Below are 13,138 nucleotides of genomic sequence, written 5' to 3' on the forward strand. Positions count from 1 at the left end.
TCAGGGCTGATTCAAAATCAACTTGTCGAGGCTCCGTTCGCCCACATAGGGAATGAGCCCCGCCGCCCGCGCCCGCTCCGCCGCGCTTTTCATCAGGGCGGGCTGGTTGGCGTACTCGATGGTGAAGACCGGTTTGCCCGCCTGCTGCCACAGCCGGTAACTGGCGAGTAGCTCGCGCTGCCGCGCGGCTTCGGTGGGCCGGTTGGCGGCATAGACGTAGGTTTCCTCGTTGCCGCTGGCGTCTACGCACGCCGCGTAGCCGGGGTCGCGGATGAGTTCGGCAGCGTTCTGGGGAATGATGACGAACTGGGGATTTTGCGCGCGGGCGTGCGCGGCGATTTTGCACACCCACGCCACCATCTCGGCGCGGGCGCCAGGCCGGTTGTCATGGCGCTGGTAGGCGTCAATGAGGTCCATGTACACGCCGTCGAAGCCCTGCGCGATCACCCGGTCGAGCTGCGCCAGGGCAATGGCTTGCCACGCGGGGTCCCAGTACGCCACGTCGAAGTTGCCGGGCCAGTCGGGGTCTTCGTTCAGCAGCCAGGCCGGCGCACCGACTTTCCAGCCCTTCTGCCAGTAGGAGCGGTAACTCTCGGCGGCGCCCATGCTGAGATAAGCGATGAGCCAGCGGCCCTGTGCGGCGGCCCGGACCTCGGCGGCGGGCCAGGGGGTGCCGTCGTCGTCGAAGGGGTCCACCACCACCAGCTCGAAGGGCGAGGTGTGAACTGCGTTCAGCCGCGTCTGCCCGTAGCCGGTGAGCTGCACCCCCCAGTGCTGAACGGCACTCAGCGCAGGTTTTTTGGAGGGCGGAGTCATGGGGACGGTGACTGGCGGAGGAGTCTGAGCGGGACCGGCGCCGCTGGCCTGGGGCTCGGACGGGCCAGCGCAGGCGGAGAGGAGCAGCAAAGAGCAGAGCAAGGGTTTCATAGTTCCTCCAGGGCGGGCCAGCCGCCGGGCCGTGAGAGGGCGCGGTCACTGACGAAAGTAGGCAGGTTCAGCGCCGCTGCACGTGCCCTCGCGGCTGCCGCCAGTTCGGGCCGGTCGGCGTAGTCGAGCGCGTGTACGGCGAGTCCGCTGCGGCGCACCTCAGTCAGCCAGGCAGCGGTGTAGGCCAGCCCCGCCACGTCGTGCAGCGCGTAGGGCGTGTGGTGGGTGCTGAAGGCCTCAAACAACACGCCGCTGTCGGGGGCGCTGCGCAGCAATTCCGGCAGCGCCGGCCACAGCGTAAAGCCCCGGTTGGCCCACAGCGCCGCCTGGGGAAACACCGCGCGCAGGTGCCGCAGCAGGGCGAGGGTCGCCGCCGGGTCCGCACTTTCCAGCGTGTCGAGGAGCAGGCCGTCGGTGTGTTCGAGCGCCTGCTCCGCCCGCGTCAGCAGGGTCGAGTGCCACAGCGGGTGCGCGGCGTCCACCACCACGCTCGGCCACGCGGCGTTGGGTTGCTGGTGGTAGGCGGCGCTGCCGGGGCGGCATTCCCAGTCTCCCAGCGGGTGGTCCTCGCCCACGCTGAGGTAAGCGAGAACGTGGGTGCTGCCGCCCCGCAGCGCCGCGAGTTGCTCAGGCGTATAAAGCGGCGCTTGCACGACCACCCGTGGAAAGGCCGCCAGCGTTGCCAGAGCCGGTGCGGTGGCTGGGCCGTAGTACACGGCGAGCTGCGGAGCGGGGGGCTCAGTGGGCGCTGACATTCACAATGAGGGTGCCGCTCACGTCGCCGCTTTGCAGCCGCAGGGCGCCGTAGGGCTCGCCCGCCACGCCGCCAGTCAGCAGGTAGGGGAGCGGAGCCGCACTGGTGAGGGTCACCGTGCCCGCCGTGCGGTCATAGACGCCGCTCAGGTCGCCCCGGTCCTGAGCATGAATGGTGCGGGTGCGGCGTTCGAGGTAGGTGCCGAGGTCGTCCCAGCTCAGCGTGGTGAGTGGCAGGGTCGAGAAGGTGGAGTAGCGCCGCAGCAGCGCCCGCACCCAGTCGCTCGCCACGCTTTTGCCGGGGGCGTACTCGCGCAGATTGGCCTGGTGCATGTAGTGGGGAAAGGCACCGCCGTCAAGCAGATGGTTCAGGGCAAAGCCGCTTTCCTGGTCGAGCAGCTCGGCGTAGCTCAGGTTGTGGTCCCAGTAAGGCGCCGTGCCCTGGGGGCCGTAGACACTGTTGTAGTACCCCGTCACCTCGTCGGGCGTGGTCGAGAAATAGGCGACGCCGTTGGGCCAGCGCGGCACCAGAAAGACATTTGGGTTGAGCGGGTGCGGCACGCCGCAGGTCGGGCAACCGGGGTCCCACTGGCTGTGCACGCTGTGGTCGGAGGCGATAAAGCGCACATTAGTCTTGTTCATCGCCGTCAGCAGGTTGACGTTGCTGCGCTCCAGGCCGAGGTCCTGCTTGGGCTGCTGGTACAGGCCGTTGTTGTGCGCGCCGTCGTCGGTCGGGTCCATGTAGCCCAGGCCCGATTGTTCGCCGGTCACCAGGGCCGCGCGGCTGAGCTTGAGGCCGAGTTGTGCCCCGACCCACAGGTTGTCCTGAAGTTGCGCGGTCGCCGTTGCCTCGTCCATCACGTCCATGCGGAGGTGGTCGTGGGTGTGGTTCACCCAGTCGAAGGTGTCGCCCAGACACTTGCTCGCACTGCTCAGCGCATCGGGGCTGAGCGCCAGCGACTCGCGGGTACACAGCAAGGGCGCGTTCGGCGTGGCGCCCAGCCCGTTGTAGGCCAGCGCGTAGCGGAAGGTGCGCGCCGCCGGAAACTCGGTTTCGATGGCCTGTTGCTGCTCCCGCAACGAGAGCGCGTCGCTGCCGCTGATGCGGAAAGGGTCTGAATAGAAACCGCCCGTCGCCGCGTCGTAGTGCGTGCCGGGCAAAAACCAGTCGTCGATGTCGATTTGCAGGAACCGGCGGTGCTCGCCGAGGTGCACGCCGCGGGTCAGCCATTCCAGCAGACCGGAGCCGAGGAGCTGGGTGTGCGGCAGCGTGGGCGCCTGCATGGTGGTCAGCAGCAGCCGCTCGCGACCGTCGCTGGTGGTCGAGGTGGCGGCAAGCACCCGGCCCTGGGGGTCGGTGAGCAGCGGCGTGGTGCTCGCCACTCCGGGCACCGGCACCACGGCGGCGGGGTAGGTGTAGGCGTAGAGCACCTGCATGGCCTGCGCGGTCAGGTCGAGCAGCGTGCGCTGGCCTTCCGGGGTCGCCTGCGCGGTGGTGAGCGTCGTAGCCGCGCCGTCCACCGCCCGCAGGCCGTAGTCCTCGGGCACCGCGCCCGGCCAGCCGAACAGCGCGAGTTGCCGGACCCGGTAGGCCCGCTCGTACTCGAACAGCGTTTGCCATTCGGTGCTGTCGAGCGCGCTGGGCAGCGGCCCCGGCTCACTGCTGGGCATCAGCAGGGCGCTGCTGGTGAGAATGACGCCTTGGTAGCGGCCCACACCGTCGCCGCGCACCAGCGTGTCCATCGTCAGTGGCTGGGCGCTCGCGTCGAGCACGTCGTAGGGAATGGCCGACTCCTGCACCATGCTCAGGGCGCTGCTCAGGCCGAAGTCGCCCGCCCCGCTGCCGATGACGAGCACCCGCAGCGCCACCCGGTTCGTCTGGGCATTCGCGGGGAGGGCCTGCGCGTGCAAACTGGGCCCGCGCGGCACGTAGCCTTCATGGAGGCGGCGAGCGGCGTCCTGGGCCTCGGGCGAGGGCGCTTGCGGGGTATTCAGGGGAGCTGCCGGGGCCGCGTGGTCAGGGGCCGTGGCTAGCGTCGTTTCCGGCAGAGCGGCGCCCGGCGTCACCGGCTCGCTTTGCCCGCAGGCGGCGAGCAGCAGGGTCACCGACACCAGGGCCGGCAAAGTGGGGAGACGTTTCATGAGGGAGTCCTCCGGCCAGACAGCATTCCCAGCCTGTCACCGGCCATATGTGCAGCGGCTTTCTTTCTGACGCTGCTTTGAGCGCCCTTGGCTGTATGACTCAAGACAAAATATGACTCACGACAAAACCCGCTCCTGGCAGAGAAGCCAGAAAAGCGGGTTGCCGGGCGGCTCAGGCCACTGGCCTCAGCGCGGGGTGACGGCGAGGGTGGCCGCACCACTGACGGTGCCTTGCTGGCTGCGGGCCGTGCCATACAGTTCGCCGCTCGCACTGCCGGTCAGCGTGTAGGGCACAGACGCGGTGCTTTGCAGGGTCACGCTGCCGGCGGCGCGGTCATAGACGCCGCTCAGGTCGCCGGACGCTTTGGCCTTTTCCTCGCGGGTGCGGCGCTCGAGGTAGGCGCCGAGGTCGTCCCAGCGCAGGGTGTTGAGCGGCAAGGTGCTGTACTGGGCGTATTTGGTCAGCAGCGCCTGAACCCAGTCGGTCGCCAGGCTCTTGCCCCAGCCGTACTCGCGCAGGTTGGGCTGGTGCATATAGTGCGGGAACGCGGCGCCGTCGAGCACCTGACTCAGCGCCATGTCGCTCTCGTTGTTCAGGAACTCATTGTAGCTCAGGTTGTGATCCCAGTACGGAAAGCGTCCCTGCGGCCCGTAGACGCTGTTGTAGTACCCCGTCGCCTCGGCGGGCGTGGTGACGTGGTAGGCGACGCCGTTGGGCCAGCGTGGCACCAGGAAAATGCCGGGGTTGAGCGGGTGCAACACGCCGCAGGTGGGGCAGCTGTCGTCGCGCTGGCTGGCGACGCTGTGGTCGGACGCCAGGTAACGAATCCCGTTTTGCACGGCGGCGCCGAGCAGGTTTGGGTTGCTGCGTTCTAGACCCAGGTCCTGCTTGGGGTGTTGGTAAACGCCGTCGTTGTGAGTGCCGTCGTCAGTCGGGTCCATGAAGCCCAGACCCGAGTGTTCGCCGGTCACCAGCGACTGGCGGCTGATGGTCAGGCCCAGACGCGTCCCGATGGCGAAGTTGTCGGCGAGCTGGGCGTCGGCGGTGGCAAAGTCCGTCACGTCCATGCGCTGGTGGTCACGGGTGTGGTTCACCCAGTCGAAGGTGTTGCCCAGGCACTTGCTCGCGCTGCTCAGCGAATCCTTGGCGACGCCCGTGAACAGCGTGGTGCACAACGTCGCCACGTCGGTTCGCGCCCCGCCGCCGTTGAAAGCCATCGCGTAGCGGAAGTTGCGCGCTAGCGGGTAGTCGCTGCGAATGCGGCTCTGCTGGTCGCGCACCGCGAGCGCGTCGTTGCCGCTGATGCGGAAGGCTTTGTCGTACAGCCCCCCGGTGCTGGCGTTGTAGTGGTCGCCGGCCAGGAACCAGTCGTCGATGTCCACCTGCAGGAACCGGCGGTGCTCACCGAGGTGCACGCCGCGCGTCAGCCAGTTCACCAGCCCGTAGCTGAGCAGTTGCGTGTGCAGCAGCGCGGGGTTTTGCGCCGTGGTGAGCAGCAGCCGCTCGCGTCCGTCGGCACTCGTCGAGGTGGCGGCGAGCACGCGGCCCTGAGCGTCGGTCATCAGCGGGGTGGTGGTCACGCCGGGCACGCTGGCGACGGTGGCCGGGTAGGAGTAGGCGTAACGCACCGGGATGTTGGCGGTGGTCAGGTCGCTCAGGACACTGCGGCCCGCAGCGGTGGGGGTCATGCTGGTGGTCGAGGTTTCGGCCCCCGCCACCGCCCGCAGGCCGTAGTCCTCGGGCACGGCGCCGGGATAGCCGTAGAGCGCGAGCTGGCGCACGCCGTAGGCCTTCTCGTACTCGAACAGGGTCTGCCACTCGCTGCTGTCGAGCGCACTCGGCATCAGGCCGCTGCTGTCGGGTGGCAGGAGCAGGGCGTTGCTGGTCAAGATGACGCCCTGGTAGCGGCCCACGCCGTCGGGGCCGATCAGGGCGTCGGGCGTCAGCGGCTGGCTGCTGGCGTCGAGCACGTCGAAGGGCACGCCCGATTCGCCGAGCATGTTGCGGGCTTCGGCCAGGCCGTAATCGCCCGCGCCGCTCGACAGAATCAGAACCTTGAGCGCGACCTTGTTCGTCTGCACCCCAGCGGGCAGCGCCTGCGCCGAGAGCGAGCGGCCCTGCGGCACGTACGCCGCTCCCAGGCGGGCACGGGCGGCGGACGTGTCATTGTTCTGGGCGCGCAGCAGCGGCGACTGCCGGGGGTCGGGCAGGGTGCCCGTCTCGGTCGCCGCACGCGGGGCGGTCACTTCGTCCACCACGGTGGGGGGAACACTGGCGTTCGTCGCGTCGGGGGTCGTCCGGTCCTGACCACAGCCGGTCAGAGTAAGGGTGAGCGTCAGGGCACAGAGGGCGGCGGCAGAGGCGCGGAGGTGTTTCATCAGGTCTCCCGATTGGACTTCACCCGCCGGCGCTGCGTGCGCGGGCCGCTGGGCGAAAAACTTGAGTGTCGACTGAGTGTTTTCTTGTCCACGGACTGGACAACGGTGTGAAAAACTTAACTCCCACCAGAATACAACTCGGTCAACGCTGCCGCCAGGTCTTCGCCGGGGGTGTACCCACTCGCCTTAAGGGCCGTTAAATCTGCCCGCTGGTACGGCACGTCGCCGCTGCGGGGGCTGCCGGGGGCGTCTTCGAGCAGGTCGCCGCCGTAGCCGGCAATCCGCGCCAGTTCGGTCACGAGGTCGCGCACCGGGCGGGCCACGCCGCTGCCGAGGTTGAGCACGCCCCGCGCCTCCTCGCCCGGCTGTCCGTGGAGAAAGTGGAGCACCGCCCGCCCCACGTCCCGCGCCGCGATGAAGTCCCGGAAAGCGCCCAGCGGTCCGAAGCGCACGCTGGGGAGGCCCTGCTCGGCTGCTGCCCGCAGCTCCCGCGCCGCCCGGCCCGGCAGCGAGCCGGGGTTCATGCCTGCGCCCACCGGGTTGGTCAGCCGCAGCGCCAGCGCGTCGGCGCGGCCCGTCCGCACGGCTTCCTCCAGCAGCACCGTCCCTGCCAGCTTGCTCGCCCCGTAAGGCGAAAGCGGCTGCGCAGGGCCGTCCTCGCGGCTCGCCTCGCCCTCTGGGGTGCGCCCGTACTCGGCGGCGGAGGCGAGGTGGATGAGACGCAAGTCCGCCGCCTGCACCGCTTCGAGCACCCCGGCGAGCAACAGCACGTTGGCGCGGGTGAGGTCGCTCAGGCTGCCAGCGGTGCGTCCGGCGGCGTTGATGACCGCGCTTGCGCCGTCAAGCTGGGCGGCCCAGTCTGCGGGCGTCAGCGCGGTGAGGTCGCCCGTCGTGGTCCGCACGTCCACCCCGGCGTCCCGCAGCTCACGGGCAATCACGCCGCCCAGAAACCCGCCCGCGCCGAGCAGGAGGACGCGGCCCGGCTGGGGTGGGGTTACGGAATTGGGGGTCACAGTTGCGGGGCCTATCACAGTTGGGGAGGACGGGGCGGAATGCCGCCGGGCAGCAGGACTTTTTGCATTTCATTCCACTGCTCGTTGGCGGTGTCGTAATCCTCGGGGCGCCCGATGTCGAGCCAGTAGCCGCCGAAGAGGTCGCTGCGTGGGCGCTCGCCCGCCGCGAGCAGGTCGAGCATCAGCGTGTCGAAGCCGAGCACCTGCCCCGGCTGGTAGCGGCCCAGGGTGCTTTTCGTCATGCCGTACACGCCCATGCTGACCTGAAAGGGCACGGCGGGCTTTTCGCGGAAGGCGACGATGTGTTCGCCCGAGTCGTCCACGTCGAGCACGCCGAATTCGCTGCGAATCTCGCGGTGGTAGGTCGAAACCGTCAGCGGGTCGCCGCTCGCCATATGGCCGCGCAAAAAAGCGCCGTAATTGAGGTCGGTGAGCACGTCGCCGTTCATGATCAGGAAGTGCTCGGGCAGCCAGGGCAGCACGTTGAGCACCGGGCCGATGGTGCCGAGCGGCGTTTCTTCCTCGGTGTAGTCGATGTCGAGCCCGTACTGCCGCCCGTTGCCGACAAAGGCGCGGATGAGGTGGCTGAGGTGCCCCACCGCCAGCGTGACGCGGGTAAACCCGAACGACTTGAGCTGGTGAAGCACAATTTCCAGAATCGAGAGTTCGCCGCCGATGGGCACGAGGGGCTTGGGAACGCGGGTGGTGTAGGGACGCAGGCGGGTGCCTTGGCCTCCGGCGAGGATGACGGCGTGCATGGGGCCTCCTTCAAAACGTAGGAATGTGACGAGCGGGGGGAGGGGGCTCAGATGGTGTACTGGTCCACCCGGTAACGGGCGAGGTTGCCAGCGTCGGTGAACCACTCGGCGGTGCGCTTCAGCCCCTCTTCGAGCGTCACCTGCGGCTGCCAGCCGGTCAGCGTCTGCAACTCGCGGTGGTCGGCGAGCAGGCGCATGACTTCGCTGCCCTCGGGGCGCAGGCGCTCGTCTTCCTGCTTGACCTCTACGTCCTTGCCCATGACCTGCGCGATGAGTTTCACGGTGTCGCCCACACTGATTTCGCGGCCCGAGCCGGCGTTGAGGGTGCGCCCGAGGACTTCCGGCCCCGCCTCGCCCACCGCACGAAAGGCGCGGGCGGTGTCGGCCACGTAGTTGAAGTCGCGGGTGGGGCGCAGGTCACCGAGCTTGATTTCGGTGCGCCCGGCGGCGAGCTGTGAGATGATCGTCGGAATGACCGCGCGGGCCGACTGGCGCGGGCCGTAGGTGTTGAAAGGCCGCAGCGTGACCACCGGCAGCCCGAAGCTGAGGAAATAGCTCTCGGCGAGCTTGTCGGCGCCGATTTTGGTGGCCGAGTAGGGCGACTGCCCTTGCAGCGGGTGCGACTCGTGGATGGGCACGCTGCGGGCGGTGCCGTAGACCTCGGAGGTCGAGGTGTGAATCACGCGCCCGGTGCCGAGGTCACGGGCGGCTTCGAGCACGTTCAGGGTGCCGGTGATGTTCGTCTCCACATACGAGCGCGGCGCGACGTAGGAGTAGGGAATGGCGATCAGCGCGGCGAGGTGGTACACGGTCTGCACGTCCCGCATCAGCGCCCGCACGCTGCCCGCGTCGCGCACGTCGCCGAGCTGCACTTCGACGTGTTCCATCACTTCGCCCGGCACGGTGTCGAGCCAGCCGTAGCTGCCCTGCGAGTTGTAGATCGCCATCGCCCGCACGCGGTAGCCCGCCCGCACGAGGTCTTCGGTGAGGTGCGAGCCGATAAAGCCGTCGGCGCCGGTCACGGCCACCAGGGGGCGGGAGGTGCTGGAAGTGCTGGAGGCAGAAAGGTCAGTCTGGTTCATCGGTAACTCCGGAGGTCATAGAGGGTGAACAGGGTAAGCGGCAGCAGGGCGAAGGCGGCGAAGAGCGAAAGCGCGGGCGGCGAGACACCCAGGGTCAGCAGCAGGCAAAAGCCCAGCCAGAAGGCGAGCAGCCAGCGCTCGCGCCGCTGGTTGGCAAGCCAGGTGCTCAGCAGCAGCGCGGCGCCGAAGGCCGACACCGTGACCAGGGCGGCGCGGCTCAGGTCGCTGAAGGGCAGGTCGCCAAGGGTGCCGGGGCCCGCCGCGCCAGCAGGAGCTGGGGTGCCGATGCCCAGCCAGCCGGCGGCCAACCAGCGCACGGCGCTGAGCAGCGCGAGCAGGCTGAGCAGCCCCAGCCCGTAGACCAGCGCCGTGCCCAGCACCCGCGCCGCGCCCCGGCGCACCAGCAGGGTGAAACTGCCCTGCTGCCGGGCCACGTATTGCAGGCCCTGCTGCGCGTTCCACACCCCGGCTTCGAGCAGCCCGGCGCTGAGCACCAGCGGCAGCATGGTCCAGCCGCCCAGCCGCAGGCTCAGCCCCGCAAAGGCGGCGGCCAGCGCCCAGCCGTAAGCCGCCAGCCCCAGGCCGGGGCGCAGGGTGACAAACCGGGCGGGCAGTTCGCCGCCGTCGCGGGTGGCCCGCAGCGCGAGCAGCACCGGAAAGACGGCCAGGGCCGCGAGCGCCGCCACTGCCAGTCCCGTGCTCGGCAGCACATACAGCATCCCGCCGAGCAGCAGCGCGGGCGCAAAGGCCCCGGCCACCTGCCCGCGTTCGCCCAGCGCCAGCATCACCCCGGCGGCGGCTCCGGCGAGGGCCACCGCGCCGCCCATCGCCGTGCCCCACAGCAGCGAGGTGGTCCACAGCCCGCTGCCGGGCCACAGCAGGGCGCTCAGGGCGCCGCCCAGCAGGCCGCAGGCGCCGCCCACCCACAGCGTCAGCCGCAGCGCCCGCCCCGGCGTCCCGAGCGGTTCGGCGTAGCGCACGCTGGCGATCAGTAGCGAGTAGCCCCAGCCGAAAGCCGCCGCGAACACGAAAGCCCGTCCGGTGACCGGGGGCGTGGCCTGTGCGATCAGCAGGCCGCACAGCCCCGGCAGCAGGTAGAGCGGCCCGCGCTGCGCGAGCTCCCAGGGAAAGCGGGGCCGCGCCTCACGCCGGGGCCGTTCCAGGGCGCGCCCGGTGCCGCGCTGCGCGTAGAGCCACTCGGCGGCGGCAAACAGCCCCCCGGCGCCGTAGCGGTCGCGCAGGCTCTCGTCGTTCAGGCCGTCGGCTTCGAGGTAGGCGGCGATTTCCAGCGCGTCCACCGCCCGCTCGCGGTCCGGGCGCAGCGTCAGGTCCACCTCGCGCAGCTTGTCAGGCAGCGGCAATTCGGCCAGGGCATCGGGGCGCGGCTCTCCTGCCGGGTCCGGCGCGCGTCCAGTGAGCACGTCGAAACCGGTCAGCGTGCCAGTGGGCGAGCCGGAGGACGTGGGAGGGCCTTTCACCACAGCTCCCCCCTCACCACAGCTCGCCCGGTCCCTGTGAAGGCGAAAGTCGGGCGGCGCGGGCCACCGGGTAAGCGCGGCGGTAGGCGTCGAGGCAGCCGTCGAGGGTAAACAGGTCCATGACGCGGGCGCGGGCCGCCTGCCCGAGTTGCTGGCGCAGCGCCGGGTCGTCGAGCAGTTTGGTGAGCGCGTTCGCCACCCCGAGCGCGTCGCGGGGCCGCACGATGAGTCCGGCGTCGCCCACCGCCTCCGGCACGCCGCCCACCCGCGTGGCGACGGGGGGCCGGCCCATTGCCATCGCCTCGATCACCGTGTAGGGAAAGCCCTCGCTCACGCTGGTCAGCGCCACCACCTGCCCGGCGCGGTAGGCGTCGGTGATGTCGTCCACCCGGCCCTCGAACTTCACGTGCTCGTCGAGGTTCAGCCCCGCTGCCACCTGCCGGCAGTGCTGCTCGTAGCCCTCGTTGCCGACGGGCGTGCCGCCGAACAGCCGCAGGCGGGCGTCGGGGCGGCGGCGGCGCACGAGGTCGAAGGCGCGAATCAGGGTTTCGAGGTCCTTCAGGGGATCCACCCGGCCCACCCAGCTCACCACCGGCCCTTCCGGTTCCGATTCGGCGGGCGGAAAGATATTGGGGTCAATGCCGTTGTAGACGCACTGAATGCGGTCTGGGTCGGCGCCCAGCCGTTCTTCCCAGCGGCGGTTGTAGTGCGAGCCGGGCAGCACCAGCGCCGCGTTTTGGTAGGCCACCGAGCACAGCAGGCGGTAAAAGCGCAGCAGCATGGTCTTGTACCCCGGCGCGTGCCGCCCCCGCCGGAACTCGATGTAGCGCTCGCGCAGGTAGATGCCGTGCTCTGTCAGGACGAAGGGCGTGCCGCGCTGCCACAGCCCATGTAGCGCCAGCATCGCCGCGAAGCCGTTGCTCACCGCGTGCCCCACGTCGGCCTCGGGGGGCACGGCGGTCAGGGGCCGCAGGGCGTGTTCGAGCCAGATCTGCACGTCGAGCGCCTCGGCCACCGTCGGGCGCGGTAAGCGGGGGCTGAGGCGGTCACGCTGGGCAGCGAGGGTCTGCGCCTCGCGGTCCCAGAGGTTGAGGGTGAGCTGCGCGGCCCGCGCACTGTCGAGCGCCGGGGTCAGGCTGCCGCGCTGGCCGAGGTCACTCAGGCGCCGCAGCGCCACGCTGAAGGTGGGCACGTCGAGCCGGCACAGCCCGGTGAGCAGCGTCTCGTAGGCGGTCAGCACCTCACCCGCAAAGGCCCGGCGGTGGGCCTGCTGCCACAGCCGCCCGCCCGCGCCGCCGGGAGGTGGCCCCCACAGCGGCACCTGCTCGACCTGCACGTTGCCGGGCACCTCCAGCGCCATGCGGGTAAACGGCAGCCCGGCAATCGCCTGCACCGCGAACTGGTGGTCGCTCAGCCCGCGCACCAGTTGGTCCACCCACACGCTCACGCCGCCGTGCGCCTGCGGGTAGGTGCCCTCGGTGTACAGCGCGATGCGGGTCGCCGCGCGGGCGGGGAGCGCCGGGGATGAATTGGAAGTCAGGGGCAGAGTCATGGTCAGGTCCAGCGGGGGAGGAAAGGAGAGGCGGGGCGAGGACCGGTAGCGGTTGGAGAGCAGCGCAGCGCCGTGGGGACACCTCGGCGGACGGCCTCCGGAAAGGAGACGACACCAGGTTGGACCCAGGTTAGAAGAGCGCGTCGCGGGCAGGCGCCGAACGCCAATGTTAAAAACTTTACATCTTGAGGGGGGTCGGGTGGCCTGTTTCTCTGGACGCTTGCGCGGCGGCGGGTGTCGTTGGGCCTGTCGCTCAGGGCTCGGAGTCTGCCTCGTACTTGTCGTCGAGGTACTGGCCGTGAGCCCGCAGCGCCCGCTGGCCGGCCTGGGCACGCTCGCGGGTCACGGCGGCCATGCGCGTTTCGATGCGGGCGAGTTGGCCGAGCAGTTCCTCGTCCTGCCGCGCGCCGCTCGGCAGTGCCTGATAAGCGGCGAGCAGGTCGGGCAGGTCCTCGCGCGCCGCTTGCTGGGCGTCGAAAGCGGCGCGGGAGAGGGTCGTTTCTCCGGCAGTCGCCCTTAGCGCGTCACGGGTGGCGATGACGGTGGCGTGCAGCGCGGGTCGGGTCGCCGGTGGCAAAGCCCGCTCGTGCTCGCGCAGCAGCGTGAGCAGGGCGCCTTCCTCGGGCGACGTGGTAACGGCAGGAACACTCAGCGGAGCGCGCAGCAGTCCCGCCGCTCGCCAGCCGGTCCACAGCAGGCCGAGCAGCCCCAGCAGCAGCGCCGCGCCGAGCAGCCACCCCGCCGGCGCGCTGCCGTTCGCCACGCCGATGCCGAGCACGACCAGCAGCGGCAGCAGCACCAGGGCGCCCAGGCCCGCCAGCGCGAGCAGCACCGCCAACCCGACCCCGCGCCGCGCCACCTGCTGTCCCTGCTCTTTGCGCCGTTGCCAGCGGGCCGCGCTCGACTCCGCTCTGGTCCACTCCGCTTTGGCCCAGGGGTCGCGGGGGTCCTCGGCGGTCTGGGGCCGCAACAATTCCCGCAGCGCCGGCGCTCCTATGGAAGAAAGCGCGGCGTTGCGAGAGTCGGTGGGCGGTGCGGGCGGTCGTGAAGCCAT

At 70.1% G+C, this 13,138-nt stretch carries 10 protein-coding genes; all 10 read right to left on the reverse strand.

Going from position 1 to position 13,138, the window contains the following annotated elements; translation table 11 throughout:
• Window positions 1-927: an MJ1477/TM1410 family putative glycoside hydrolase gene (locus DR_RS03665; protein ID WP_010887350.1), complete on the reverse strand. Its 927-nt coding sequence runs from the start codon at window positions 925-927 to the stop codon at window positions 1-3.
• Window positions 924-1,682, reverse strand: coding sequence for an endo alpha-1,4 polygalactosaminidase (locus tag DR_RS03670; RefSeq protein ID WP_010887351.1), 759 nt, complete (start codon window positions 1,680-1,682; stop codon window positions 924-926). Before DR_RS03670 ends, DR_RS03665 begins: the two co-directional genes overlap by 4 nt.
• Entirely contained in the window at window positions 1,666-3,822 is a 2,157-nt protein-coding gene (locus DR_RS03675; RefSeq protein WP_010887352.1) for a hypothetical protein, read from the reverse strand. Before DR_RS03675 ends, DR_RS03670 begins: the two co-directional genes overlap by 17 nt.
• Before the next feature lie 186 nt (window positions 3,823-4,008).
• Window positions 4,009-6,201, reverse strand: coding sequence for a hypothetical protein (locus tag DR_RS03680; RefSeq protein ID WP_010887353.1), 2,193 nt, complete (start codon window positions 6,199-6,201; stop codon window positions 4,009-4,011).
• Between the two features lie 116 nt (window positions 6,202-6,317).
• Complete coding sequence (locus DR_RS03685) at window positions 6,318-7,214, reverse strand: NAD-dependent epimerase/dehydratase family protein (RefSeq protein ID WP_162177698.1); 897 nt, start codon at window positions 7,212-7,214, stop codon at window positions 6,318-6,320.
• A 14-nt stretch (window positions 7,215-7,228) separates the two neighbouring features.
• Window positions 7,229-7,972: a nucleotidyltransferase family protein gene (locus tag DR_RS03690; RefSeq protein WP_027480005.1), complete on the reverse strand. Its 744-nt coding sequence runs from the start codon at window positions 7,970-7,972 to the stop codon at window positions 7,229-7,231.
• Window positions 7,973-8,019: 47 nt separating this feature from the next.
• Entirely contained in the window at window positions 8,020-9,054 is a 1,035-nt protein-coding gene (locus DR_RS03695; RefSeq protein ID WP_010887356.1) for an NAD-dependent 4,6-dehydratase LegB, read from the reverse strand.
• Window positions 9,051-10,535: a hypothetical protein gene (locus DR_RS03700; RefSeq protein ID WP_010887357.1), complete on the reverse strand. Its 1,485-nt coding sequence runs from the start codon at window positions 10,533-10,535 to the stop codon at window positions 9,051-9,053. The genes DR_RS03695 and DR_RS03700 overlap by 4 nt, the downstream gene beginning before the upstream one ends.
• A gap of 10 nt (window positions 10,536-10,545) precedes the next feature.
• Window positions 10,546-12,084, reverse strand: coding sequence for a GT4 family glycosyltransferase PelF (gene pelF / locus DR_RS03705; protein ID WP_010887358.1), 1,539 nt, complete (start codon window positions 12,082-12,084; stop codon window positions 10,546-10,548).
• Window positions 12,085-12,337: 253 nt separating this feature from the next.
• Window positions 12,338-13,138, reverse strand: coding sequence for a hypothetical protein (locus DR_RS03710; protein WP_010887359.1), 801 nt, complete (start codon window positions 13,136-13,138; stop codon window positions 12,338-12,340).

The sequence above is a fragment of the Deinococcus radiodurans R1 = ATCC 13939 = DSM 20539 genome, assembly GCF_000008565.1.
GTDB lineage: Bacteria > Deinococcota > Deinococci > Deinococcales > Deinococcaceae > Deinococcus > Deinococcus radiodurans.